This window comes from Pigmentiphaga soli, assembly GCF_039541095.1.
Lineage (GTDB): Bacteria > Pseudomonadota > Gammaproteobacteria > Burkholderiales > Burkholderiaceae_B > Pigmentiphaga > Pigmentiphaga soli.
In genome coordinates, this window is record NZ_BAABFO010000014.1 from 1 (window position 1) to 23,344 (window position 23,344).

General features: G+C 69.5%; 24 protein-coding genes. 11 read left to right on the forward strand and 13 right to left on the reverse strand.

Annotated elements, in window-relative coordinates:
• Positions 1-401: 401 nt before the first annotated feature.
• Genes ABD927_RS14810 through ABD927_RS14825 form a run of 4 tightly spaced genes read right to left on the reverse strand, consistent with a single transcriptional unit; the run spans position 402 to position 4,550 of the window.
• Positions 402-1,382, reverse strand: coding sequence for a Bug family tripartite tricarboxylate transporter substrate binding protein (locus tag ABD927_RS14810; protein ID WP_345250606.1), 981 nt, complete (start codon positions 1,380-1,382; stop codon positions 402-404).
• A gap of 17 nt (positions 1,383-1,399) precedes the next feature.
• Complete coding sequence (locus ABD927_RS14815; RefSeq protein WP_345250607.1) at positions 1,400-2,332, reverse strand: SMP-30/gluconolactonase/LRE family protein; 933 nt, start codon at positions 2,330-2,332, stop codon at positions 1,400-1,402.
• A gap of 3 nt (positions 2,333-2,335) precedes the next feature.
• Positions 2,336-3,577 (reverse strand): CaiB/BaiF CoA transferase family protein, encoded by a 1,242-nt coding sequence (locus ABD927_RS14820; RefSeq protein ID WP_345250608.1) that lies wholly within the window; start codon positions 3,575-3,577, stop codon positions 2,336-2,338.
• 4 nt (positions 3,578-3,581) lie between these two features.
• Positions 3,582-4,550, reverse strand: a complete 969-nt coding sequence (locus tag ABD927_RS14825; protein WP_345250609.1) for a hydroxymethylglutaryl-CoA lyase — start codon at positions 4,548-4,550, stop codon at positions 3,582-3,584.
• A 181-nt stretch (positions 4,551-4,731) separates the two neighbouring features.
• Here ABD927_RS14825 and ABD927_RS14830 point away from each other — a divergent pair, with 181 nt between their 5' ends.
• Positions 4,732-5,661: a LysR family transcriptional regulator gene (locus ABD927_RS14830; protein WP_345250610.1), complete on the forward strand. Its 930-nt coding sequence runs from the start codon at positions 4,732-4,734 to the stop codon at positions 5,659-5,661.
• Here the strand turns inward: ABD927_RS14830 and ABD927_RS14835 are convergent.
• The 4 genes from ABD927_RS14835 to ABD927_RS14850 all read right to left on the reverse strand — a co-directional run bounded on the left by ABD927_RS14835 (position 5,653) and on the right by ABD927_RS14850 (position 9,219).
• Positions 5,653-7,050, reverse strand: coding sequence for a CoA transferase (locus tag ABD927_RS14835; protein ID WP_345250611.1), 1,398 nt, complete (start codon positions 7,048-7,050; stop codon positions 5,653-5,655). The two genes, ABD927_RS14830 and ABD927_RS14835, sit on opposite strands and share 9 nt — an antisense overlap.
• A 16-nt stretch (positions 7,051-7,066) precedes the next feature.
• A complete protein-coding gene (locus tag ABD927_RS14840) occupies positions 7,067-8,050 on the reverse strand; it encodes a tripartite tricarboxylate transporter substrate binding protein (RefSeq protein WP_345250612.1) in 984 nt (327 codons plus the stop codon).
• A gap of 171 nt (positions 8,051-8,221) precedes the next feature.
• On the reverse strand, positions 8,222-8,686 hold the full coding sequence (locus ABD927_RS14845; protein ID WP_345250613.1) for a peroxiredoxin: 465 nt from the start codon (positions 8,684-8,686) through the stop codon (positions 8,222-8,224).
• 149 nt (positions 8,687-8,835) lie between these two features.
• Positions 8,836-9,219, reverse strand: coding sequence for an Mth938-like domain-containing protein (locus ABD927_RS14850; RefSeq protein WP_345250614.1), 384 nt, complete (start codon positions 9,217-9,219; stop codon positions 8,836-8,838).
• Positions 9,220-9,356: 137 nt separating this feature from the next.
• Here ABD927_RS14850 and alaC point away from each other — a divergent pair, with 137 nt between their 5' ends.
• From alaC to moaE, 7 genes are all read left to right on the forward strand, one after another.
• Entirely contained in the window at positions 9,357-10,568 is a 1,212-nt protein-coding gene (gene alaC / locus ABD927_RS14855) for an alanine transaminase (protein WP_345250615.1), read from the forward strand.
• A gap of 100 nt (positions 10,569-10,668) precedes the next feature.
• Positions 10,669-11,976 carry a homoserine dehydrogenase gene (locus tag ABD927_RS14860; protein WP_345250616.1) on the forward strand — a complete coding sequence of 436 codons (1,308 nt, stop codon included), beginning with the start codon at positions 10,669-10,671 and terminating at the stop codon, positions 11,974-11,976.
• 7 nt (positions 11,977-11,983) lie between these two features.
• Positions 11,984-13,399: a threonine synthase gene (gene thrC, locus ABD927_RS14865; protein ID WP_345250617.1), complete on the forward strand. Its 1,416-nt coding sequence runs from the start codon at positions 11,984-11,986 to the stop codon at positions 13,397-13,399.
• A 12-nt stretch (positions 13,400-13,411) separates the two neighbouring features.
• The gene (gene mobB / locus ABD927_RS14870) at positions 13,412-13,918 is read left to right on the forward strand and encodes a molybdopterin-guanine dinucleotide biosynthesis protein B (protein ID WP_345250618.1); all 507 of its coding nucleotides are present in this window, start codon (positions 13,412-13,414) and stop codon (positions 13,916-13,918) included.
• 26 nt (positions 13,919-13,944) lie between these two features.
• Positions 13,945-15,147, forward strand: coding sequence for a molybdopterin molybdotransferase MoeA (locus ABD927_RS14875; protein WP_345250717.1), 1,203 nt, complete (start codon positions 13,945-13,947; stop codon positions 15,145-15,147).
• 122 nt (positions 15,148-15,269) lie between these two features.
• Complete coding sequence (moaD, locus tag ABD927_RS14880) at positions 15,270-15,527, forward strand: molybdopterin converting factor subunit 1 (protein WP_345250619.1); 258 nt, start codon at positions 15,270-15,272, stop codon at positions 15,525-15,527.
• A 4-nt stretch (positions 15,528-15,531) separates the two neighbouring features.
• Complete coding sequence (gene moaE / locus ABD927_RS14885; RefSeq protein WP_345250620.1) at positions 15,532-15,999, forward strand: molybdopterin synthase catalytic subunit MoaE; 468 nt, start codon at positions 15,532-15,534, stop codon at positions 15,997-15,999.
• A 42-nt stretch (positions 16,000-16,041) separates the two neighbouring features.
• Here the strand turns inward: moaE and ABD927_RS14890 are convergent, their stop codons facing one another.
• The 5 genes from ABD927_RS14890 to hpnC form a co-directional block, all read right to left on the reverse strand.
• The gene (locus ABD927_RS14890) at positions 16,042-16,194 is read right to left on the reverse strand and encodes a hypothetical protein (protein WP_345250621.1); all 153 of its coding nucleotides are present in this window, start codon (positions 16,192-16,194) and stop codon (positions 16,042-16,044) included.
• Complete coding sequence (locus ABD927_RS14895; RefSeq protein ID WP_345250622.1) at positions 16,194-16,739, reverse strand: RpnC/YadD family protein; 546 nt, start codon at positions 16,737-16,739, stop codon at positions 16,194-16,196. Before ABD927_RS14895 ends, ABD927_RS14890 begins: the two co-directional genes overlap by 1 nt.
• A 243-nt stretch (positions 16,740-16,982) precedes the next feature.
• Positions 16,983-18,446 (reverse strand): hydroxysqualene dehydroxylase HpnE, encoded by a 1,464-nt coding sequence (gene hpnE, locus ABD927_RS14900; protein ID WP_345250623.1) that lies wholly within the window; start codon positions 18,444-18,446, stop codon positions 16,983-16,985.
• A 42-nt stretch (positions 18,447-18,488) separates the two neighbouring features.
• A complete protein-coding gene (gene hpnD / locus ABD927_RS14905) occupies positions 18,489-19,343 on the reverse strand; it encodes a presqualene diphosphate synthase HpnD (RefSeq protein ID WP_345250624.1) in 855 nt (284 codons plus the stop codon).
• Positions 19,340-20,416, reverse strand: coding sequence for a squalene synthase HpnC (gene hpnC, locus ABD927_RS14910; protein WP_345250625.1), 1,077 nt, complete (start codon positions 20,414-20,416; stop codon positions 19,340-19,342). Before hpnC ends, hpnD begins: the two co-directional genes overlap by 4 nt.
• A gap of 208 nt (positions 20,417-20,624) precedes the next feature.
• On the opposite strand from hpnC, the gene alr reads away from it, so the two are divergent.
• Genes alr through radA form a run of 3 tightly spaced genes read left to right on the forward strand, consistent with a single transcriptional unit; the run spans position 20,625 to position 23,230 of the window.
• Positions 20,625-21,719 (forward strand): alanine racemase, encoded by a 1,095-nt coding sequence (gene alr, locus ABD927_RS14915; RefSeq protein WP_345250626.1) that lies wholly within the window; start codon positions 20,625-20,627, stop codon positions 21,717-21,719.
• Position 21,720: 1 nt separating this feature from the next.
• The gene (locus ABD927_RS14920; RefSeq protein ID WP_345250627.1) at positions 21,721-21,861 is read left to right on the forward strand and encodes a hypothetical protein; all 141 of its coding nucleotides are present in this window, start codon (positions 21,721-21,723) and stop codon (positions 21,859-21,861) included.
• Between the two features lies 1 nt (position 21,862).
• Positions 21,863-23,230, forward strand: coding sequence for a DNA repair protein RadA (gene radA, locus ABD927_RS14925; protein ID WP_345250628.1), 1,368 nt, complete (start codon positions 21,863-21,865; stop codon positions 23,228-23,230).
• Positions 23,231-23,344 lie beyond the last annotated feature (114 nt).

Sequence of the window (23,344 nt, forward strand, 5' to 3'; positions counted from 1 at the left end):
GCGCCGGGGCGGCGCGCAGGCGCGTGGGCGCGGGCGCGGCGGGCGCAGCCGGCTCGGCGGCCGCCGCCAGCAGCGCGCCGGCGGATTTGGCGGATTTCCTGGGGGAGCGGGGCGGCGGGGCCTGCAATCCTTCGAGCTGGGGCTGGATGCCTGCCTCGAAGGATGGGGGAGGGGGCGTATCGACAGGAGCAGGGGCGGGAGCGGAGGCGGTTCGTTTGCTGCGCGTTGCGGCTGCCGGACGCGCTGGTTCACCCGAGGGAAACGTGAGAATGGCAGCGGGCCGGGAGGGCATCTTGGGAAGCGGCATAGGCGCGAATCTCCGAGTAGCGAGTTTCTACGATACCCTTTTTTCAGCGCCCATGTGGTGACAGCGGGCCGGCCCCCGGGACCGTCCGCGGCTGCTATTCCGGCCGCACCCCGGCCGCCCTGGCGATGCGCGCCGACTTCTCCAGATCGGCCCTGACGAAGGCCGCGAATTTCTCCGGCGTCGCGTATTCGGGGCCGCCGATCAGGATGTCCATGGCGGCCAGCGCCTTGACGGTGTCGTCCTGCCTCAGGATTTTCCCCATCTCGTCGCTGATCCGGTCGAGGATGGGCCGCGGCGTGCCGCCCGTCGTGATCAGCCCGAACCACAGAAAGGCTTCGTAGCCGGAAACGCCGGCCTCGGCCACGGTCGGCACGTCGGGAAACTGGAGCGACCGGCTTTTCGTGGCGACGGCCAGCAGCTTCACCTTTCCGTGGGGCACCGTCGACAAGGGCGTGAACATCAGGTGCACGTGGCCCGCGATCAGATCGGTCATGGCCGGCGCGGTGCCCTTGTAGGGGATGAAATTGATGTCGACGCCCGCCATCTGGCCGAACTGCAGGCCGGCGAAATGGCCCGGCCCGCCGTGTCCCGAGGTTCCGCAGTTCAGGAATCCCGGCTTGGACTTCGCCAATGCGATCAGCTCCTGCACCGTGTCGACGGGCAGGTCCCGAGTGCAGGCCAGCGCCACGGTCGAAAAGCCGATGAAGCTGACCGGCTCCAGGTCCTTGATCGTGTCGTAGGGCACGTGCCGGTAGAAGCTCGGATTGATCACCAGGCTGTTGCCGTCCAGAACCAGCGTGTGGCCGTCCGCCTCGGCCTTGGCAACGTAGTCGTTGCCTATCATGGTGTTGGCGCCGGGCTTGTTCAGCACGATCACGGTCTGCCCGACGGCCTTTCCGAGCCGGTCCGCGACCAGGCGGGCGAGGGTGTCGTTGCCGCCGCCGGGGGTATAGGGCGAGACGAGCTGGATCGGACGATTGGGGTAGGGCTTTTCCATCGCCCCGGCCGGGCGCAGCGCATCGAGGGCCGCAGGCATCAGCGCGAGGGATACGAAGCGGCGGCGGTTCAATGTCATATCGTCTCCTGGCTCGGTCAGTCCGCGTGGGAATACATGCGCTTGCCGGCCACCGGCAGGCGCGCGGCGAGAATGCTCGCGCTCTTGGATTCGACGATGAAGAGCGTCTTGTTGTCGGCCCCGCCATAGGCGATGTTGGTGGTCATCTCCTTGGCGCAGGATCGGATCTGGAACAGCGGCACGCCATATTTGCTGACGACCCAGACGAAGCCTGCGGTCGGATGCGCGATGACGAGGTTGCCTTCCTCGTCGAGCGCCAGCCCGTCCGGTCCCGGCGTATACAGCTGCGTGAACTGGCTTGCCGCGCCGATGGGCTGGGATGGCCAGCCGGCCGCCCCGGCGCCCGGCTCCGACAGCGGGATGCGCCATACCGAGCTGCCCCGGGTGGCTGCCACGAACAGCGCCGTCTCGCGCACGTTGAACACCAGTCCGTTGGGGCTGGGCACGTTGCCGATCAGGCACTGCAGCCGGTCGGTCCGCAGATCGAAGCGATAGACGCGGCCGGTGGGATCCTGCAGGCCGGTCCTGCCCTGGTCGGTGAAGTAAAGATCGCCGTTGGCGGCGAATATCAGATCGTTCAGCCCCTTGAAGGGCTCGCTCTTCGACGGTCCCGCGAGCACGGTTTCCGCCGTGCCCCGGACGGGGTCGATCAGGACGATGCCCCGCTTTCTGTCGGCAACGAAAATGCGGCCGTCGCGGTGGATCTTCAGGCCGTTGGGCTCGCCATCGTATTCCGCCACCGCGTCCCACTGGCCGCCCGGCGCAAGGCGCAGGATGCGTCCGTAGCGGATGTCGACCACATAGAGATTGCCGACCCGGTCGAACGACGGCCCTTCGAGGAAGCAGCGCGGCTGGCCCGGCTTGACCTTGGGCGGCGCATTGCGCAGGCCGTCGGGCACGGCGCTGACCAACTCGGCTTCGATGAGCTGGGGTGGGGGGCCGAAGTACATGGCTCAGATGACTCCCTGCTGGCGGAGCGCTTCGAGTTGCCGAGGCGTATAGCCGAGGCCGCCCAGTATTTCCGCGTTGTCCTGGCCCAGCCTCGGCGGCGGGCCATGCACGTCGGGCTGGCTGCCTTGCAGCCGGAAGCCGGTGCGCGTCACCGCTATGTCGCGTCCCATGCCATGGGCGTCGGCGAAGCGCTTGACCAATTGGCGGCCTCTTATCTGCGGATGGTCGAGCACCTCGGGAACCGTCAGGATCGGTCCGGCCGGCACGCCGGCCTCGACGAAGATGGCCTCCCACTCGGCCGTCGTCTTCTTCGACAGCGCCTGCACGATGGCGGGATGCAGCACGTCGCGGTGCCTGGCGCGGCTGGCGCGATCGCGAAAGCGCGGGTCGGTCTTGAACGCGGCAAGGCCGAGCGCGTCGCACAGGCGCTCGAACTGATGCTGTTCGTTGTTCACGATGTTCAATTCGCCGTCGGCCGTCGGGAAGGTGCCCGACGGACATCCGGCCGGATTGTGGTTGCCCATGCGCCGGGGAACGTGGCCGCCGTTCAGATAGTTCGATACCGGCCATGCGGCCATGGTGGCGAGCGAGGCGTCGAGCATCGAGACGTCGATCATTTCGCCTTGACCGGTCTTCTGCTGGCGATAGAGCGCGGCGACCAGGGCGAAGGCGGCCGTCATGGCCGCGATGGTGTCGCACACCACGTAGCCGGCCCGCGTCGGCTCGCCGTCCGGGTCGCCGGTCAGGCTCATGATGCCCGAGAAGCCCTGGATGATCTGGTCGTAGCTCGGACGCCCGGAGAGCGGCCCGTCCTGCCCGAAGCCGGAAACCGCGCAATAGACCAGCCGCGGATTCGCCTTGCTGAGCGCTTCGTAATCGGCGCCCAGCTTCTTCATGATGCCGGGACGGAAATTCTCGATCACCGCGTCGGCGCTCTCGACCAGCTGCATGAAGATCTTCAGGCCCTGCGGGCGCTTCAGGTTGAGCGTGATCGATTTCTTGCCCGCGTTCATGGCGCAGAACGAGGCGCCCATCCGCATTTCGCTCAGGCCGGGATCTGCGCCCATGATGCGTGCCAGGTCGCCGCGCCCCGGGACCTCGATCTTGATGACTTCGGCGCCGAGCATCGCCAGCTGGTAGGAGGCTAGCGGCCCGGCGATGACATTGGTCAGGTCGAGGACGCGCACGCCGTGAAGCGGCAGGGACGCGCCGCCGCCGGCCGCGCCGGCGCTGGATGTCAGCATGGTCTTACCCTTGGCTGATCGCATGGCGCAGGCGTTTCAGGCTGCCGCCCTTCATGACCGATCCCGGCAGCGGATGGCCGACGATGTCCTCGGCAAGGCGCGCGCAGTCGATCAGCTTTTCGAGATCCAGGCCCGTTTCGATTCCCATTTCTTCGCACATGAAGGCCAGGTCTTCGGTGCAGACATTGCCCGCCGCTCCCTTGTGACCGGCGAAGGGACAGCCGCCGAGCCCGGCGACGGAGGCGTCGAACATGTCGACGCCCATTTCCAGGCCGGCGGCGGAGTTGGCGATGCCCATGCCGCGCGTGTCGTGCAGATGCAGGTTCAGGCGCATGTCGGGATACCTGTCGCGGATGGCGCCGACCGTCCGTTTGATCGAAAGCGGCGTCGCCCATGCCATCGTGTCGGCCAGGGAAATCTCTTTCAGTTCGAGGGAATTCTCTTCTGCGATCTCGAAGATGCGGGTGAAGATGTCGAGCACGGTGGCGATGGGAATGTCGCCCTGGAAATTGCAGCCGAAGGCGTTCGAGACGGACGCCCGGTTCACAGGAACGCCGTATTCCCTGTATCGGCGGACGACGTTGCGCGCGTATTCGAACTCCTGCGCCGTGTTGCGGTTGTTGTTGCGCATGGAGAATTTCTCGGAAGCGTAGATGCCGATCTTGGCTTCGAAGGCGAGCTTGCCGTTCGACACGGTGCGCGCCCGCTCGAAGCCCTTTTCGTTCAGCCAGAGCGCCCGGTAGGCGACCCCCGGCCGGGGCCGGAAGCCGCGGACGATGTCTTCCGCGTCGGCCATGCCCGGCACCTTCTTCGGGTTCACGAACGACGCGATCGTTATCTGTTCGAGCCCCGTGTCGGAAAGCGCCTCGATGAATTCGATCTTGCGCGCGGTCGGTATGGGGCGGGGTTCCATCTGGAAGCCTTCGCGCGGCCCTTCTTCGTGGATGCGGACGGATTTGGGCAGGTCGGCCATGTGTGGTCCTTGCGGCCGGCATCGGCAGGATGCGGGCCGGGTAACGCCATAGAATCTGTGCCTGGCCGGCGGCGCCGTTCCGGGCTTCGGCGAGGAGAAGTTTAGGTAGGTCCGGAACTATTTAGAATGCCCAGGCAGGACAATGCGTCGAGACGGATTGTCTCGAATAGGAGGAGACCAAATGGAGAAATTCGCGGGGATCGCCGAATTCGTCGCCACCGTCGAAGCCGGCAGTTTCGCCCAGGCGGCCCACCGGCTCGGCATGACGCCTTCCGGGGTGGGCAAGGCGGTCAGCCGGCTCGAGAATCGGTTGGGGCTGCGCCTGCTCACGCGCAGCACGCGGCGGCTGGTGGTGACCGAGGCCGGCGCGGAATGCCATCAGAGGTTCCGGCAGTTTCTGTTCGACCTGGACGAGATGGAAATGATGTGGGAGCCGACCAAGTCCCTGCGCGGCACGCTGCGCGTGCACATGGCGCCGGCACTCGCGCGCATACTGATCATGCCGGCGCTGCCTGCATTCTCGAAGGCGCATCCGGGCATGACGCTGCAGATTTCGCTGCGCAACGACATGCTCGATCCGATCGAAGAAGGCGTGGATCTTTCCGTGCGCGTCGGCCGCTTCGACGGCGCCAACGTCATTTCGCGCCGGGTCGGCGCCGCCCGCTACGTGACGGTGTGTTCACCCATATATGCGAAATCCGCCGGCATCCCGTCGCGGCCGGAAGAACTGCTGCAGCACAATTGCCTGCGGTTTTTCTCGCGCCAGACGGGCCGTCCGTGCAAATGGACCTTCGTTCAGAAAGACATCCAGGTCCAGCTGGCGTTGTCGGGCAACCTGGTGCTCAACAATTCCGATGGGCTGATCGAGGCCGCGGTCGGCGGCCTGGGCATCGCGCAGGTGCCCTATTACGCGGCCCAAGGGCCGCTGGGCGACGGCAGGCTCATCGAGATCCTGGAACCCTATGCCGCCCCGCCGCGCGACGTCATCGCGGTCTATTCGGTGGCGCATCGCTCGTCGCGCAAGGTGAACGCCTTCATCGACTTCCTGCGCGACGCCTTGAAACCCAGACGGCCGCGCCCGCACGAGGCCTGGGGCTTCATGTCAGGATGACCAGGCGGCGGCTTGCGCATCGAGCGCGCGATTCCAGGCGATCAGCTCGTTCATCGCCTGCTCGGTGTAGCGGACGATGGGGCGCAGGCGCCTGAGGGTGCCCAGCGGCGTGGGCACGTCGATCAGCCAATCGCCGATCGCGGGAAACTCATCGGCTCCCGTCCAGACGGTGGCGGTGTCGTGCAGGCCCATCGATGCCAGCCACTGCGCGCACCGCGCCAGGGAAACATTGACGGCATAGCTGCCGCCTTCCTCGTGCCGGCGTCTGAGCGCGACCAGCGCGCCGAAGGTCATCAGATAGCCGGCGATGTAGTCGAGCGCCGACACCGGCGTGAACTGCGGCTCTTGGCCGCGGCCGGACACGTAGGCCATGCCCGAGGCGGACTGCACGGCGGTGTCGAAGCCGCGCCGCATGTTCCAGTCGCCGGTGTATCCGTACGCGTTCAGGCTGACGTAGACGATGCCCGGGCGCAGGGCCCTGGCCTGATCCGGGCCGAAGCCCAGCCCGGCCAGCGCGCCAGGTCGATAGGCCTGGCTCAGTACATCGCAGCCCTTGACCAGTTCGGCGAACGCTGCCTTGCCGTCCGGGGTGGCGATATCCAGCGTGAGCCTGCGCTTGCCGTAGCCCGTGTCCCATTCCAGGCCTTCGGAATCGGGGTGGCGTGGGCAGGTGATCTTCAGCACGTCGGCGCCGCTCTCGGCCAGCAGGCGCGCGCAGGTCGGCCCCGCCAGCACGCGCGTCAGATCGAGCACCTTCAGGCCCGACAGCGCGCGCCCCCCGCCTTGCGGCAACGGGGTCGGCGCGCTGTCGCCGGTCTTCCTGATGTCCACCAGCGGCTCGGCTTCCAGCGCGCGCGTGTTCGGCAGGGCCTGCCATTCTTCGGGGGTGCGGACCACCGGCGCCAGGCCGCCCGCTTCGTGCACGGCGGTCTCAAGGGCGAAGGCGTCCCAGCCGGCCGCCGCCGCGGCCACCCTGGCCTTGTCCGCCGGGACGCCCAGCACCCGCAGCAGGGCTTGTTCGTGCGGCAGGTGATTGCAATGGAAGTAGTTCCAGCGCCCGTTGGTCGCGGGATAGAAACCCGTCACGGCCTTGCGCCTGGGCGGCGGGTTGCCGTCCACGCGCACGTACTTGCTGCTGCGCAACGAAGCGGTGGCGCCATGCACGTCGATGGCGACGGCAGGGCGCGTGCCGGTCTGGAGCGCGCGGATGTCGGCCATCGCAATGGCCATGGCGCCCAGGGCGGCCGCGCCTGCAGTGGATACTTTGTATGGCGTGCGATAGACCGGGTCGCTGCCGCTGAATTCGACGCCGGCGGCGGACGATTCGGCGAGCCCCGCGCTCCGGAGCGCCTGCCGCAGGGCCTGGTGGAAGGCTTGCATCGGTTGCATGGTCCCTTTCCCGCGGCTATTGCCGGATCATGTCGAGCTTGATGGCGCCTTTCAGCAGCTGTGCCGACCGCTTGATGTCCGATTCGATGAACGCATCGAGCTGTTCGGGCGTGCCGGTGTCGACGTCCACGCCCATTTCGACGAGCTTGGGCTTGATCGCGGGATCGTTCAGCACCTTGACGATCTCCGCGTTCAGCCTGGATATGACCGGCCGGGGGACGCCCGCGGGCGCGATGACGGCGGTCCATATGCTGGCGTCGAAGCCGGGCAGGGTTTCGGCGATGGGCGGGATGTCCGGAGCCGCCTCCGAACGCCGGGCGGTGGTGATGCCCAGCCCCCGCAGCTGGCCGGCCCTGATCAGGACGCCCGCCGCCGACAGGCTGGGGAAGGCGAGTTGCACTTGCCCCGACATCGTATCGCTGACGCCCTGCGACGTGCCCTTGTAGGGGACGTGCACGATCTTGATGCCGGCCAGCGTGTTGAGCAATTCGCCCGCCATGTGCGCCGACGAGCCGTTGCCGCTGGAAGAGAAATTGATGCGCCCGGGCTCGGCCTTGGCCTTGGCGATGAGTTCCGGCACCGTGTTCACGCCCAGGCCGGGATTGGCGGCCAGGACCATGGGAGTGGTGGCCAGCTTGGCCACCCCGGTGAAGTCCCGCAGGGTGTCGTACGGGAGCTTGCTGGCGAACACGGTGGGGTTGACCGTGTGCGAGTTCGAGATCACCAGCAGGGTATAGCCGTCCGGCTTTGCCCGGGCCACCATCTGCGTGGCGATGATGTTGCTGCCGCCGGGACGGTTGTCGACGACGAAAGGCTGCCCCATGTTCCTGGTCAGCCCCTCGCTGAGGACGCGCGCCAGGATGTCGGCATTGCCGCCGGGGGCGAAGGGGACGACGACATGGACCGGCCTGGCGGGATAGGTTTGCGCCGGCGCGGGGGCGGTCGTCATCGATAGCGCGAGCGCCAGGACGAGGCCATGGCGGTGGAAGGCCGGGCGCATTTGCTCCTCCGTGCGATTGCTTGGTTCCCGATCGTCGTATGAATGCTCGCGGCAATAGTAAGACGGCCGGCGCCCGCGTTTATGCCGGGCCCGGACATACGATCGAGACAAATTTTCTCGAATCGCTTCGTGGGGAAGCCGGCGCGCGAGGCCGGCCGCGATGGGGGAACGCTAGGCCAGCTCGCGCACGGCGGCCAGCACTTCCTCGGCATGGCCCGGGACCTTGACGCCGCGCCATTCGCGGCGGAGCTTGCCGGCGGCGTCGACCAGGAAGGTGCTGCGCTCGACGCCGCGCACCTGCTTGCCGTACATGTTCTTCATCTTCATCACGCCGTACAGCTCGCACAGGGTTTCGTCGGGATCGGCGACCAGCGGGAAGGGAAAGCCCTGTTTTTCCTTGAACTTCGCGTGCGAGGCCAGCGTATCGCGCGACACGCCCAGCACGACTGCGCCTGCGGCTTCGAATTGCGGATAGAGATCGCGGAAGTTCTGCCCTTCCGTGGTACAGCCCGGGGTGTTGTCGCGCGGGTAGAAGTACAGCACCACGGCGCGGCCGCGCAGTCCGCGCAGCGAGATCTCGCCGTCGGTGCTGGGCGCGGTGAAGTCGGGGGCGGCTTTGCCGACTGCGGTGGTCATGGACGGATGCTCCTGTCAGTGATCTAAGTTCGTCGTACCTTCGACTTCGCGCGAACCCGCGCCGCCCCATCCAGGGCACCGCGGATCCGGCTTTGCCGGCCCGCCAGTGCCGCCCCTTGAGGGGCGCGCGTAAGCGCGTAGGGGTGGATTCAATCCAGCAGCAGCGCGATTACCACGCGGCGGCCTTCGGACATCAGGATGTTGTAGGTGCGGGCGGCGGCCTGGGAATCCATCATCTCGACCCCCACGCCGGCGCGCAGCAGCGGCCGCAGCAGCGCGGCCGGCAGGAAACGCTGGCGCGCGCCGGTGCCGATCAGCAGCACCTCGGGCGGCTCGGCACCCAGTCCGGCCGCCTGCTCGAGCGCGGCGGCGTCGATGTCTTCGACCCTGTCTACCGGCCAGACCGCGACGCTGCCCTCGGGGCCGAACGCCAGCGCGCTGTCGTAGCGCACGCGGTTGACCTCGATGTAGCCGTCGCCGTAGGCCGTGATCGTATTGAGCGCCGACGAGGAAGTATCGGAATGCAGCTTCAAGAAAAAGACTCCAGGACCCAGCGATTCCAGGGCCCGGCCGCGGGGCCCGCGAACGCGCCGCGCCGACGGACGGCGCCTGCGCCAAGTGCTAGATTATAGGCTCTCGCCGCATCGCCCCCCTCACGCAAGGATCCGTCATGCCCAGCCCGTCCCGGGAGTTCTCGCGCATCAAGCGCCTGCCGCCCTACGTCTTCAACATCACCGCCGAACTGAAGATGGCGGCCCGGCGGCGCGGCGAGGACATCATCGACATGTCGATGGGCAATCCCGACGGCGACACCCCCGTCCACATCGTCGACAAGCTGGTGGAGGCCGCGCGCCGGCCGCGCACCCACGGCTACTCGGTCTCAAAGGGCATCCCGCGCCTGCGCAAGGCCATCGCCGACTGGTACGGCCGCCGCTACGGGGTCGACATCGACCCCGACACCGAGGCCATCGTCACCATCGGCTCCAAGGAAGGCCTGGCCCACCTGATGCTGGCCACCCTGGACCGCGGCGACACCGTATTGGTGCCCAATCCCAGCTATCCCATCCACATCTACGGCGCGGTCATCGCCGGGGCCGACATCCGCTCGGTCCGCATGACCCCGGGCGTGGATTTCTTCGCCGAACTCGAACGGGCCATCCGCGAGTCCATCCCCAAGCCTCGCATGATGATTCTGGGCTTCCCCAGCAATCCCACCGCCCAGTGCGTGGACCTGTCGTTCTTCGAGCGCGTGGTCGCGCTGGCCCGCGAACACGACATCCTGGTCGTGCACGACCTGGCCTACGCCGACATCACCTTCGACGGCTACGTCGCCCCCTCCATCATGCAGGTGCCCGGCGCGCGCGACGTCGCCGTGGAATTCTTCACCATGAGCAAAAGCTACAACATGGCCGGCTGGCGCATCGGCTACATGGTGGGCAACCGCGAACTGGTCAACGCCCTGGCGCGCATCAAGAGCTATCACGACTACGGCACCTTCACCCCCATCCAGGTCGCTTCCATCGCCGCGCTCGAAGGCCCGCAGGACTGCGTGCAGGAAGTCGTCGAGCAATACCGCCGCCGACGCGACGTCCTGGCCAAGGGCCTGCACGAGGCCGGCTGGATGGTCGAGATCCCCAAGGCCTCGATGTACATCTGGGCCAGAATTCCCGAGCCCTACCAGCACCTGGGCTCGCTCGAGTTCGCCAAGCGCGTGCTGGCCGACGCCCATGTAGCGGTTTCGCCCGGCGTCGGCTTCGGCGACTACGGCGACGACCACGTCCGCTTCGCGCTGATCGAGAACGAACAGCGCACCCGCCAGGCGGTACGCGGCATCAAGGAAATGTTCCGCAAAGACGGCTTGATCGTCCCGGGCATCCGTTAAACTGCAAGGTTGCGCCGGCTACGCCATGGCGCGCACCGGGTCGGCCTGTCCCGCCGGCGCCGGCCTTTCTTCTTTTATGAACCGCATTCCCGGAAGCAGAATGGAACCGATTCGTGTAGGCCTGCTGGGCCTGGGTGTCGTCGGCGGCGGCACGTTCAACGTGCTGGCGCGCAATGCCGAAGAGATCGCCCGCCGCGCCGGCCGCCACATCAAGGCCACCAAGGTCTCGGCCCGCGACCTCGCCAAGGCCAAGTCGCGCGTGGGCGACGCCGCCGAAGTGGTGGCCGACCCCTTCGCCATCGTGCGCGACCCCGCCATCGACATCGTGGTCGAACTGATCGGCGGCGATACGCTGGCGCGCGAGCTGGTGCTCGAAGCCATCGCCCACGGCAAGCATGTCGTCACCGCCAACAAGGCCTTGCTGGCCAAGCACGGCAACGAAATCTTCGGCCGCGCCCGCGAACGCGGCGTGATGGTCGCCTTCGAGGCCGCGGTGGCCGGCGGCGTGCCCATCATCAAGGCCATCCGCGAAGGCCTTACGGCCAACCAGATCCAGTGGGTGGCCGGCATCATCAACGGCACCACCAACTTCATCCTGTCCGAAATGCGCTCGCGCGGGCTCGGTTTCGACCAGGCCCTGGCCGATGCCCAGCGCCTGGGCTATGCCGAGGCCGACCCCACGTTCGACGTGGAAGGCGTCGACGCCGCGCACAAGCTAACGCTGCTGTCGGCCATCGCCTTCGGCGTGCCCGTCCAGTTCGACAAGGCCTATGTCGAAGGCATCTCGGCGCTGTCGCAGGCCGACATCCGCTACGCCGAAGAGCTCGGCTACCGCATCAAGCTGCTCGGCGTCACCCGCGCCCGCGAGGACGGCATCGAACTGCGCGTCCACCCCACGCTGATCCCGGCGCAGCGCCTGCTGGCCAGCGTCGAAGGCGCGATGAACGCCGTCATGGTCAAGGGCGACGCCGTCGGCGCCACGCTCTACTACGGCCAGGGCGCGGGCGAGGAGCCCACGGCCTCGGCCGTGGTGGCCGATCTGGTCGACGTGACCCGCCTGCACACGGCCGACCCCGAACACCGCGTGCCGCACCTGGCCTTCCAGCCCAATGCGCTGTCCGACAAGCCCATCCTGCCGATCGAGGCCGTCACCACCTCGTATTACCTGCGGCTGACGGTGCACGACATCCCCGGCGTGCTGGCCGACATCACCCGCATCCTGGCCGACGCCTCGATCTCGATCGTGTCGATGATCCAGAAGCCGCGCGACGAGGCCAGCCAGGCCGACATCATCTTCCTCACGCACGAGGCGGTCGAGCGCAACGTCAACGCCGCCGTCGCGCACATCGAGGCGCTGCCCACGGTGCTCTCCGAAGTCACGCGCCTGCGTCTCGAAACCCTGGCTTGAGAACCCGATGCGATACGTATCCACCCGCGGCGGCATGGCCCCGCAACCTTTCACCGACGTCCTGCTCGAAGGGCTGGCGCCCGACGGCGGCCTGGCGGTGCCCGAGACCATTCCGCGCATCGGGCCGGCGCAGCTGGAGTCCTGGCGCGGGCTGTCGTACGCCGACCTGGCGTTCGAGGTGCTGCGGCATTTCCTTACCGACATCCCCGACGACGAACTGCGCGCGCTGACGCACGCCGCCTACCGGCCCGAGGTGTTCGGCAGCGAGGCCATCGTGCCGCTCAAGCCGCTGGACGGCGGCCTGTCGCTGCTGGGCCTGTCGCAGGGCCCGACGCTGGCCTTCAAGGACATGGCCATGCAGCTGCTGGGCCATCTGTTCGAATACGTGCTGGCGCGGCGCGGCACCACCCTCAACATCCTGGGCGCCACTTCCGGCGATACCGGCTCGGCGGCCGAGCATGCGATGCGCGGCAAGCACGGCGTGGCGGTGTTCATGCTGTCGCCCAAAGGGCGCATGAGCCCGTTCCAGCGCGCGCAGATGTATTCGCTGCAGGACGCCAATATCCACAACATCGCGGTCGAAGGCGTGTTCGACGACTGCCAGGACATCGTCAAGGCCGTCAGCGGCGACCTCGATTTCAAGGCCGCCCATCGCATCGGCGCGGTCAACTCGATCAACTGGGCGCGCATCGCGGCGCAGGTGGTCTACTACTTCCACGGCTGGCGCGTGGCCACGCAGCCGGGCGGCGCGACGCCGCCGGAAGTGTCGTTCGCGGTGCCGTCGGGCAATTTCGGCAACATCCTGGCGGGCCACGTCGCGCGCAGCATGGGGCTGCCGATCCGCCGCCTGGTGCTGGCCACCAACGAGAACAACGTGCTGGAGGAGTTCTTCCGCACCGGCATCTACCGGCCGCGCGCTTCCAGCGAAACCTTCGAGACCTCCAGCCCATCGATGGACATTTCCAAGGCGTCGAATTTCGAACGCTTCGTCTACGACCTGATGGGCCGCGACGCCGCCAAGGTCAAGGCGCTGTGGGAGCAGCTCCAGGCCCGGGGCCAGTTCGACCTGTCGGCGCTGCGCGGCGAATTCGGCCGCTACGGCTTCGTGGCGGGCACCAGCAGCCATGCCGACCGGCTGGCCACGATCCGCGAGGTGTTCGAACGCACCGGCACCGTGATCGACCCGCATACGGCCGATGGCGTCAAGGTGGCGCGGCCCTTCGTCGAGCCCGGCGTGCCGATGCTGGTGCTGGAGACCGCGCTGCCGGTCAAGTTCTCCGAGACCATCGAGGCGGCGCTGGGCCGGCCCGCGCCGCGGCCGCCAGGGCTCGAAAACCTGGAATCGCTGCCGCAGCGTGTGCTTACCATCCCGGCCGACGTCCAGGCGGTCAAGGATCTGATCGCGGCGCAAGGCGCGCGCTAAAGGCATGGCACGGTGAAAGTCTTCGGCTTCGCGGGCTACAGCGGCGCGGGCAAGACCACGCTGATCGAAAGGCTGATTCCCTGTTTCGTCGCGCGCGGCCTGCGCGTGTCGCTGATCAAGCATGCCCACGAACGCTTCGACCTCGACCGGCCCGGCAAGGATTCCTATCGTCATCGCGAAGCCGGGGCGACTGAAGTATTGTTGAGTTCCCCGCATCGCTGGGCGCTGCTGCACGAGAACCGCGGCCAGCCGGAGCCCGGCATGCGGGAGCAATTGGCCCGGCTGTCGCCGTGCGATCTGGTATTGGTGGAGGGCTACAAGGGCTGGCCGATTCCCAAGCTGGAAGTATGGCGGCCGGCCACGGGCAAGCCGCGCTGGGAAGGCGCCGAGGCGCCGGCGGTGGCGGTGGCCACCGATCGTCCCGATGCAGTCGGCGCCGGCCTGCCGGTGCTCGATTTGAACGATCCGGTCGGTATCGCGGGCTGGATCCTCGATTATCTGGATGGGGAGCTGAAGTGAACGCTGCGCTTGCGACGGCCTTGTCGATGGACCAGGCCCTGGAAAAACTGCTGGCCGCGGCGCGCCCGCCGGCGCGGCCGGATGAGCGGGTCGCGCTGATGGAGGCCTTCGGCCGGGTGCTGGCCGAAGACATCCGCTCCGGCATGAACGTGCCGGAGGTCGACAATTCGGCGATGGACGGCTATGCGGTGCGGCTGGCCGATGCGGCGTCGTTCGCGGCCGGCCTGCCTGTGTCGCAGCGGATTCCGGCCGGTTCGGTCCCGGGGCCGCTGGCGGCCGGCACGGCGGCGCGCATCTTCACCGGCGCCCAGGTGCCACCCGGCGCCGACGCCATCGTGATGCAGGAGCAGGCCACGGCGGCCGAGGGCCGGGTCAGCTTCGCCACGGTGCCCGAGCCCGGCGCATGGATCCGCCCGGCGGGCTGCGACATCGCCGCCGGCAGCACCATCCTGCGCGCCGGCGCGCGGCTGCGGCCGCAAGACGTCGCGCTGGCGGCGTCGGTGGGCGTGGCCGAACTGGCCGTTCGGCCGCGGCTGCGGGTGGCCACCTTTTTCACCGGCGATGAGCTGGCGATGCCGGGCGAGCCGCTGGCGCCGGGCAAGATCTACAACTCCAACCGCTTCCTGCTGCGGGGCCTGCTGGAGGCCTTGCCGGTGGTCCATGCCGACCTGGGCATCGTGGCCGACACGCTGGCGGCCACGCAAGAGGCGCTGCGCGAGGCGGCGCGCGGCAACGACCTGGTCATCACCACCGGCGGCGTGTCGGTAGGCGAGGAAGACCACGTCAAGCCGGCGGTCGAGTCGCTCGGCGCGCTCGACCTCTGGAGCCTGGCCATCAAGCCCGGCAAGCCGCTGGCCTTCGGCCGCATCCGCCGCGAAGACGGCAGCGAGGCCGCCTTCATCGGGCTGCCGGGCAATCCGGTGTCGAGCCTGGTGACCTTCGCGCTGTTCGTGCGGCCGCTGCTGCTGGGCATGGCCGGCGCCTCCGACCCGCTGCCTCCGCGCGCCGCGATGCGCGCCGATTTCGCCTGGCCGCGCGCCGACCGCCGGCGCGAATTCCTGCGCGTGCGGCGCAACGAGCGCGGCGGGCTGGACCTGTTCCCGAACCAGTTGTCGGCCGTGCTGACCTCCACGGTATGGGCCGACGGCGTGGTCGACAACCCGTCCGGGCAGACGATCGCGCCCGGCGATACCGTTCAATTCATCAGCTTCGCGGATCTGTTGAAATGACCCCCCTACGCGCTTCGCGCGCCCCCCGGGGGGCGACGCTGGCGGACCGGCGGAGCCGGATCCGCTGCGTCCCGGATGGGGACGAGGGTGCGTGGCGGCCGGTTTACTAAGGGCTAGGTGACATGACGCTGCAACTGCTTTTCTTTGCATCGCTGCGCGAGGCGCTGGGCAGCGCGCGCGAGTCGGTGGTGGCGCCCGAGTGGGTGCGCACGGTGGGCGAACTGCGGCAGTGGCTGGCGGCGCGCGGCGGCGCATGGGCCGAGGCGCTGGCGGCAGACCGCGTGGTGCGGGCGGCGGTCGACCAGGTAATGGTCAAGCCCGACGCGCCGCTGCGCGACGGCGCCGAGGTCGCGTTCTTTCCGCCGGTCACGGGAGGCTGAGGCCATGACGGCGCGTATTTCGGTTTCCGTGCAGGCCAACGACTTCGACACCGGCGCCGAACTGGCGGCGCTGCGCGACGACCCGGCGGTGGGCGCGATTGCCAGTTTCATCGGCACGGTGCGCGACATCAATGCCGGCGCCGACGTCTCGGCGCTGACGCTCGAGCACTACCCGGGCATGACGGAAAAGGCGCTCGAGGAAATCGCCGCGCAGGCCGGGGAGCGCTGGCCGATCGATGCCGTGCGCATCATCCATCGCGTCGGCGCGCTCAGGCCGCGCGACCAGATCGTGCTGGTGGCCGTGTCGGGCCGGCATCGCAGGGAAGTGTTCGACGCCTGCGCGTTCGTGATGGACTACCTGAAGACCGAGGCGCCGTTCTGGAAGAAGGAAGTCACGCCGGAAGGAGAGCGCTGGGTCGAGGCAAGGGACGAGGACGAGGCGGCGCGGGCTCGCTGGGAACACGGCGAATAGCCAGCCGGCCGGCGGTTTGGCCAAGCCGGGAAGGGGAGGGCCTCAGCCGGCGGGATTGAACACTTCTTCAAAAGACGCTGCATCCAGTACCCGTTCGCTCCATTGCAGCAGGGCCGGTTCGTCTGCGCCGGCCAGGCGCTGCTCGGCCCAGGCGGGCAGCGGGCCGAAGCGCCGTGTCAGCTGGCGGCGCAGCATCAGTGCCTGGCCTTCATCTTCCCTTCAAGCTTGCCTTCTGCCCGCCCACGCTGGATGGCCAGCCGTTCGATGCTCGTCACGTATGCCATGCCGTATTCCTCGTCGATGCGTTCGATGGCCCGGGTGAAGCCCGCCTCCAGCGCCGGCGGCAACAACGGATTGCCGACGGCATGGGCGGCCAGTTCGTCCCAGCGATCGAGCCAGCGCGCCAGATGCGCTACCGGAAGGCGGAATTCGAGCCGGCTGCCCCGGCGTTCGTGCCGGTAGGCCAGCCAAGCCGGACCGCGGCGGCTGCGGGTCAGTACCGCCAGGCTGACGATTTCCGCGTCATTGTATCGGTCCATCAGTCGATAGTGGCAGCGCACCATGCGGCGCGCGAATCCAGGGTCGGGGCGGCCCTGGATCTCGACGTGGGCCATGACCAGGGCAGGACGGCGGTCACGGGTGCGGACCCTGAGCAGCTTGTCGGCATGGCGGCGGCCGGCGTCGGCGTTCCGCACCACCTGCTGCAGTTCGCGTCGAGCGGTTCCGGCGCGCGCGACCAATCGATCTGCGCATGGATGGCGGGCCACAGCAATTGCATGAACTGCTGGAAGTAGTGGTTGAGGGTTTCTTTCCAGGGGCTATCGTAGTCGGCGGCGGGCAAGGCATCATCGGGCATCTGTGCTCCAGCAGGGCGAGCGCAGAGTTATAGATCGCCGGGTCTTCGCTGTGGACGGTGGCTAGGGCAAGAATGTCCTCACGCTCCAGCGCCGCAGCGGGGGGCGCTGGCGTGCCTGCGGGGCGGCTTACAGTTTCGCGGCCAGGTGCCGGGCGGCGGCTTCGCCGCTGCGCACGGCGCCTTCCAGCGTGGCGGGATAGCCGGTGTCGGTCCAGTCGCCGGCCAGGGCCAGGCGGGGCCATGGCGTGGCGTTGCCGGGGCGGCGCAGGCCGGGGCGGGCGGCGAAGGTGGCGCGCTTGTCGATGATCAGTTCCGTGGCGATGGCGGGGGGCAGGGCGCCGATGCCGTGATGGGAAGCGAGCTGATGCGCCAACTGGTCCTGCAACAGGCGGATCGTGTCGTCGCGCGGACGGTCGGCCAGGGCGCGGGCCGCGCTGGCGACCACCGTGAGTTCGCCGTGGGCGGGGTCCAGACCCAGCAGGCGGCCGCGGTCGAACACCCATTGGCCGTCGTGGCCGGCACCGGGATCGTCGCACAACATCATCATCGGCTCGGGCAGGCGCAGCGGGCCGGCCAGGCGCAGCGTCAGCGTGGCGATGGGCAGGTAGTCGAAATCTTCGAGGGCCGCGAGCAGCGCCTGCGGGTTCGTCGACATGGCTTCCCCGGGGGCCGCTGCCGCCCGTGGAGGGAACGGCGAGGCGGGGGCCGCGGGCGCCGTGCCTGGCGCGGCTTGCGTGGGGCAGGCCAGCACGCGCAACAGCCGTGCCGCGGCGTAGGGCGGCACGGCCAGGATGGCGCCGTCGAACCGTTCGCCGTCCACGGCCGCGTGGTCCGGGCCGGCGACCAGGCTGCGCACGGCGTGGCCGGCCAGCAGCGTGCAGCGGCGGGCGGCCGCGGCCGGCCATAGCGCGGTCAGGTCCACGCGCGGCAGCAGCAGGTCGCTGGCGGCGCGGCGGGTGCCCAGGCTGTCGCGCAGCACGTGGGCGAACAGTCCGGCGCAGGCCTGTTCCGGCGGGGTATTGAGGGCGGCCAGGCAGAGCGGCAGCCACAGCCATTGCACCACGGCGGCCGTCTGGCCGGTGTCGCGCCACAGGCCGGCCACGGTCTGGCCCGGCGCGACGCGCCAGCCGGACCGCTGCAGCGTTCGCATCAAGGCCGCGGCGGCCAGCTTGTCGCGCCAGCCCAGCCCGCGGGCGCCCGCCAGCGCCGCCGCCACGTGCAGGGGCGCCGGCCAGCGCGGCGCGCGCAGCGAAAAACGGCCGTCGGCGCTGGCCAGCCGCAGCGGCAGCCGCAGCAGGGCCTGCGCGGGATCGATGCCGAGCCGGCGCATCAGCGCCAGCGTGGCGTCGTAGGCGCCCAGCAGCAGGTGCTGGCCGTTGTCGAGCGGCGCGCCGAACGCGGCGCGGCCGTCGTCCACCCGGCGCGCGCGGCCGCCGGGCACGTGGGCCGCCTCGAACACCGTGACGTCGAAGCCGCGATCGCGCAACGCGCAGGCGGCGGACAGGCCGGCCCAGCCGGCGCCGACCACGGCGACGCGCCGGGCGCCGTTCGGCGCGCCATGTGCCTGCGCCCCCTGCCGGTCGCCGTTCATCGCGCCATTCCCCATGCGCCCCGCCTGCCGCCCTGCATCGCGTCAGCCCGCCAGCGCAGCCCGGCCGCCCGTGACGTAGGTCTTCCACGCCAGCCACAGCTTGCGCAGCGGCGTGAGCGAGATACGCTGGTGCAGCACCTGGTAGCCGGACTGTTCGATTTCGTCGAGCAGCGCGCGGTAGATGGCCGCCATCATCAGCCCCGGCCGCTGCGCGCGCCGGTCCTGCGGCGGCAGGGCGGCGAAGGCCTCGGCGTAGGCGGCGCGGGCGCGCTCGCACTGGAAGCGCATCAGGGCGGCAAAGTCGTCGGAGTAGCGGCCGTTGAGGATGTCGGCCGCCTTGACGCCGAAACGCTGCAGGTCTTCGATCGGCAGGTAGATGCGGCCTTTGCGGGCGTCGTCGCCGACGTCGCGGATGATGTTGGTGAGCTGCAGCGCCAATCCCAGCCTGTCGGCATAGGCGAGGGTGGCCGGATCGGAATAGCCGAAGATGCCGGCCGAGAGCTCGCCCACCACGCCGGCCACGCGCCGGCAATAGGTGCGCAGCGCGGCGAAATCGAGATAGCGCGATTGGTCCAGGTCCATTTCCATGCCGTCGACGATGGCCTCCAGGCGCTGCGGGGTGACGCCGAAGGGTGCCACGTGCGGCGCCAGCGCCTGGGTGACGGGGTGCTCGGGCCGGCCTTCGAACAGCCGGCCGAGTTCGCTGCGCCACCAGGCGAGCTTGATGCGCGCCACCGAGGCGTCGCTGGCTTCGTCCACCGTGTCGTCCAGTTCGCGGCACAGCGCGTACAGCGCGGTGATGGCGCGGCGGCGCTCGGGCGGCAGGAACAGGAAACTGTAGTAGAAGCTGGAGCCGCTCTGGGCCGCCTTGTCCTGGCAGTACTGGTCGGGAGTCATGGGTGGTAAGGGCTTGCGGGGTAGCCGCGCGGCATGCGCAGCGCGCGCCAGGCCAGCAGCGCGGCGTCGCGCCGGCCCAGCGTCGGGCGGGCGCGGAACACGTCGAAGCCGGCGTGCTCGATGCGTTGCAGGATGCGCAGGCCGCCCTGGACGACCAGGCGCAGTTCCCAGCCGACGCGCCCGGGCAGCCGCCTGGCCAGCGGCGCCCCGAAGTGTAGCAGCGAGCGGGCGCGCGCCGTCTCGAACGCCAGCAGGCGGCGCCAGGCGGCGTTGCAGCGGCCGGCGGCGATGTCGTCTTCGGTCACGCCGAAGCGGATCATCTCGTCGCGCGGCAGGTAGATCCGGCCCTTGTCCCGGTCGATGGCGACGTCCTGCCAGAAATTGACCAGCTGCAGGCCGGTGCAGATGGCGTCCGACAGCGCCAGGTTTTCGTCGGTGGCGGCGTCGTACAGGTGCAGCATCAGTTCGCCCACCGGGTCGGCCGAACGGCTGCAATAGCGTTTCAGCGCGGCGAAGTCGGCATAGCGCTTGACGGTCACGTCCTGCTCGAAGGCGTCGAGCAGGCGGTGGAAGGGGGGCATCGGCAGCGCGTGGCGGTCGATGGCGTCGGCCAGCGGCGCGAAGATGGCCGATATCGTGTCGGTGCCGGTGGAGGATTCGGCCGTTGCATGGGAGGCGCCGTCGGCGTGGAGCGGGGCATTCGCAGCGGGCCGAGCGCCGGCAGCGGGCGCGGTGTCGACAGTCGGCCGAAGGCCGGCATCGGCCGGTGGATCGACGCGGGGTTCGCCGGCGTTCTCTTGCGCGCGGAAGGGCCACGCGGCGGCGCCGTCGCCGACCTCCAGCGGCCCGCTGCGGCCGGCCTGGGGCGCGGCGCCCAGCCGCGTTTCGATTGCGCGCAGCTCCTGCCGGAAGCGGGCCAGGGCGGCCAGCCGTTCGCGGTCGGGGGCGTCGCCTTCGTCGGCGATGTCGTCGGCCGCGCGCGCGAAGCGATAGATGGCGATCACGGCCGGCCGCAGGCGGGCGGGCAGCAGGATCGAGGCGACGGGGAAGTTTTCGTAGTGATCGACGGACATAGGTACAGGCAGGGCTCGGAGTTCGATGATACCGGCACAGTGCGGCCAGCGCCGGGGCCGATGGTTCCGGCGGCCCAGGATGGCCGGGCGGACGCCGGCCGGCAGAGACAAAATGATCCAACCCGGCCCGGGACGCGGCGCGGCGGCGGGGCGATAATGGCGCCTGCCGCAGCCAGCGGCCCGTCGTCAACCGCCTAGCATTCCTTTCATGCCCCGCCCGATCCAAGCCACGATAGTCCCTGCCGCGATGACCCACAACCTCGACGCCGTGCGCCGGCGCCTGCGCGCCGGGGGCAGCGCGGCGCGCGTGTGGGCGGTGGTCAAGGCCAATGCCTACGGGCACGGCATCGAACGGGCGGCGGCCGGCTTCGCAGGGGCCGACGGGCTGGCCATGCTGGACTTGGCCGAAGCGGCCCGCTGCCGGGATGCCGGCTGGGCCGGGCCCATCATGCTGCTGGAGGGCCTTTTCGAGCCCGCCGACCTGGCCGTCGCCCGCCAACTGGGGCTTACCGTCACCGTCCATTGCGACGACCAATTGCGCATGCTGGAAACCGCGCCCGCCGGCCCGCCGCTCGATGTGTTCCTCAAGCTCAACAGCGGCATGAACCGGCTCGGCTTTCCCGCGGCGCGGTACGCCGGCGCCTATGCCCGCGCGCAGGCTTTGCGGCAGGCCGGCGCCATCGGCACGCTGGGCCACATGACGCATTTCGCCACCGCCGACATGCCGGCCGGCCTCGGCGATCAGTGGCGGGTATTCGAGCGCGCCACCGCCGGCCTGCCGGGGCCGCGCAGCGTCTGCAACTCGGCGGCCAGCCTGCGCTTTCCCGAAGTCGCCGGCGACTGGGCGCGGCCCGGCATCGCGCTGTACGGCGCCAGTCCGTTCGACGGCGAAAGCGCCGCGGCGCTGGGCCTGCGCCCGGCCATGGCGCTGCGCTCGCGGCTGATCGACGTGCAGTCGCTGGGCGAGGGCGATGCCGTCGGCTATGGCGCCCGCTTCCGCGCGCCGTCGCCGATGCGCATCGGCGTGGTGGCCTGCGGCTACGCCGACGGCTATCCGCGCCATGCCCCCAGCGGCACGCCGGTCGTGGTCGACGGCGTGCGCACCCGGGTGCTGGGCTGCGTCTCGATGGACATGCTGGCGGTCGACCTGACCCCGGTGCCGCAGGCCGGCATCGGCGCGCCGGTCACGCTGTGGGGCGCCGACGGCCTGTCGGTGGACGAGGTGGCGCAGGCCGCGGGCACCATCGGCTATGAACTGCTGTGCGCGCTGGCGCCGCGCGTGCCGGTCCGGACGGAGGCCTAGGATGAACCCACCCCCTACGCGCTTCGCGCGCCCCCTCAAGGGGGCGATGCGGGCGGACCGGCAGAGCCGGATCCGCCGCATCCTGGATGCAGCGGCGCGGGTTCATGCGCCGTGGGAGGCGCGCGGCGCCATGGAGCACTGACATGGCCAAGGCCAAGACCCAGTACGTTTGTTCCGAATGCGGCGGCGTGTCGGCCAAGTGGCAGGGCAAGTGCCCGCACTGCGGCGGCTGGAACACGCTGGAAGAATCCGCCGCCCCGCCGGCCGCGGCGGGCGGCGCCGCGCACCGCTACGCGCCGCTGGCGGCGAGCGCCCCCGTGCGCCGGCTGGCCGACATCGAGGCGCGCGAGTTCCCGCGCTTTTCCACCGGCATCGACGAATTCGACCGCGTGCTGGGCGGCGGCATGGTGGCCGGTGCGGTGGTGCTGATCGGCGGCGACCCCGGCATCGGCAAGTCCACGCTGCTGCTGCAGTCGCTGGCGGCGCTGTCGGCCACGCGCAAGGTGCTGTATGTCAGCGGCGAGGAATCCGGCGAGCAGGTCGCGCTGCGGGCGCGCCGCCTGGGCCTGGAAACCGGCAACGTCGACCTGCTGGCCGAGATCCGCCTGGAAGCGATCCAGGCCGCGCTGGCGGCCGAGGCGCCCGAGGTGGCGGTGATCGATTCGATCCAGACGGTGTATTCCGAGCAGCTCAATTCCGCGCCCGGCTCGGTGGCCCAGGTGCGCGAGTGCGCGGCCCAGCTCACCCGCACCGCCAAGCAGACCGGCGTCACCATCGTGATGATTGGCCACGTCACCAAGGAAGGCGCGCTGGCCGGCCCGCGGGTGCTGGAGCACATCGTCGATACGGTGCTGTATTTCGAGGGCGACACCCATTCCTCGTTCCGCCTGGTGCGGGCCTTCAAGAACCGCTTCGGCGCGGTCAACGAACTCGGCGTGTTCGCGATGACCGACCGCGGCCTGCGCGGCGTGCCGAACCCGTCGGCGCTGTTCCTGTCGCGCCACGAACAGCAGGTGCCAGGCTCCTGCGTCATGGTCACGCAAGAGGGCACGCGTCCGCTGCTGGTGGAAATCCAGGCCTTGGTCGATACTGCGCACGTGCCCAACCCGCGCCGGCTGTCCGTCGGGCTGGAAGGCAACCGGCTGGCCATGCTGCTGGCGGTGCTGCACCGCCACGCCGGGGTGGCCGCCTTCGACCAGGACGTGTTCGTCAATGCCGTGGGCGGCGTCCGCATCACGGAACCGGCGGCCGACCTGCCGGTGCTGCTGGCCATCGTTTCGTCGATGCGCAACAAGGCGCTGCCGCGCGGCCTGGTGGCCTTCGGCGAAGTAGGCCTGGCCGGCGAGATCCGCCCCGCGCCGCGCGGCCAGGAGCGGCTGCGCGAGGCGGCCAAGCTGGGCTTCGGCATCGCGCTGATCCCCAAGGCCAACGCCCCGCGCCAGCCGATCGAAGGGCTGGAAGTATGGGCGGTGGACCGCCTGGACGACGCGCTGGAACGCCTCCGGGGTTGAGCAATCGGTAGCTTTGCGGCAACGCCATCCAGGGCACAGCGGATCCGGCTCCGCCGGTCCGCCAGTGCCGCCCCTGGGGGCGCGCGAAGCACGTAGGGGGGACCATTTCCAGGA

What these genes read in the sequence shown, in the direction of transcription:
- moaE (WP_345250620.1), top strand. Translation starts at nt 15,532, where the DNA reads ATGACGGCGCGTATTTCGGTTTCCGTGCAGGCCAACGACTTCGACACC.
- ABD927_RS14820 (WP_345250608.1), bottom strand. Translation starts at nt 3,577, where the DNA reads ATGCTGACATCCAGCGCCGGCGCGGCCGGCGGCGGCGCGTCCCTGCCG.
- radA (WP_345250628.1), top strand. Translation starts at nt 21,863, where the DNA reads ATGGCCAAGGCCAAGACCCAGTACGTTTGTTCCGAATGCGGCGGCGTG.
- hpnE (WP_345250623.1), bottom strand. Translation starts at nt 18,446, where the DNA reads ATGAACGGCGACCGGCAGGGGGCGCAGGCACATGGCGCGCCGAACGGC.
- moaD (WP_345250619.1), top strand. Translation starts at nt 15,270, where the DNA reads ATGACGCTGCAACTGCTTTTCTTTGCATCGCTGCGCGAGGCGCTGGGC.
- ABD927_RS14815 (WP_345250607.1), bottom strand. Translation starts at nt 2,332, where the DNA reads ATGTACTTCGGCCCCCCACCCCAGCTCATCGAAGCCGAGTTGGTCAGC.
- ABD927_RS14835 (WP_345250611.1), bottom strand. Translation starts at nt 7,050, where the DNA reads ATGCAACCGATGCAAGCCTTCCACCAGGCCCTGCGGCAGGCGCTCCGG.
- ABD927_RS14825 (WP_345250609.1), bottom strand. Translation starts at nt 4,550, where the DNA reads ATGGCCGACCTGCCCAAATCCGTCCGCATCCACGAAGAAGGGCCGCGC.
- hpnC (WP_345250625.1), bottom strand. Translation starts at nt 20,416, where the DNA reads ATGTCCGTCGATCACTACGAAAACTTCCCCGTCGCCTCGATCCTGCTG.
- ABD927_RS14845 (WP_345250613.1), bottom strand. Translation starts at nt 8,686, where the DNA reads ATGACCACCGCAGTCGGCAAAGCCGCCCCCGACTTCACCGCGCCCAGC.
- ABD927_RS14860 (WP_345250616.1), top strand. Translation starts at nt 10,669, where the DNA reads ATGGAACCGATTCGTGTAGGCCTGCTGGGCCTGGGTGTCGTCGGCGGC.
- ABD927_RS14920 (WP_345250627.1), top strand. Translation starts at nt 21,721, where the DNA reads ATGAACCCACCCCCTACGCGCTTCGCGCGCCCCCTCAAGGGGGCGATG.
- alaC (WP_345250615.1), top strand. Translation starts at nt 9,357, where the DNA reads ATGCCCAGCCCGTCCCGGGAGTTCTCGCGCATCAAGCGCCTGCCGCCC.
- thrC (WP_345250617.1), top strand. Translation starts at nt 11,984, where the DNA reads ATGCGATACGTATCCACCCGCGGCGGCATGGCCCCGCAACCTTTCACC.
- ABD927_RS14875 (WP_345250717.1), top strand. Translation starts at nt 13,945, where the DNA reads ATGGACCAGGCCCTGGAAAAACTGCTGGCCGCGGCGCGCCCGCCGGCG.
- ABD927_RS14810 (WP_345250606.1), bottom strand. Translation starts at nt 1,382, where the DNA reads ATGACATTGAACCGCCGCCGCTTCGTATCCCTCGCGCTGATGCCTGCG.
- ABD927_RS14840 (WP_345250612.1), bottom strand. Translation starts at nt 8,050, where the DNA reads ATGCGCCCGGCCTTCCACCGCCATGGCCTCGTCCTGGCGCTCGCGCTA.
- hpnD (WP_345250624.1), bottom strand. Translation starts at nt 19,343, where the DNA reads ATGACTCCCGACCAGTACTGCCAGGACAAGGCGGCCCAGAGCGGCTCC.
- ABD927_RS14830 (WP_345250610.1), top strand. Translation starts at nt 4,732, where the DNA reads ATGGAGAAATTCGCGGGGATCGCCGAATTCGTCGCCACCGTCGAAGCC.
- alr (WP_345250626.1), top strand. Translation starts at nt 20,625, where the DNA reads ATGCCCCGCCCGATCCAAGCCACGATAGTCCCTGCCGCGATGACCCAC.
- ABD927_RS14890 (WP_345250621.1), bottom strand. Translation starts at nt 16,194, where the DNA reads ATGCTGCGCCGCCAGCTGACACGGCGCTTCGGCCCGCTGCCCGCCTGG.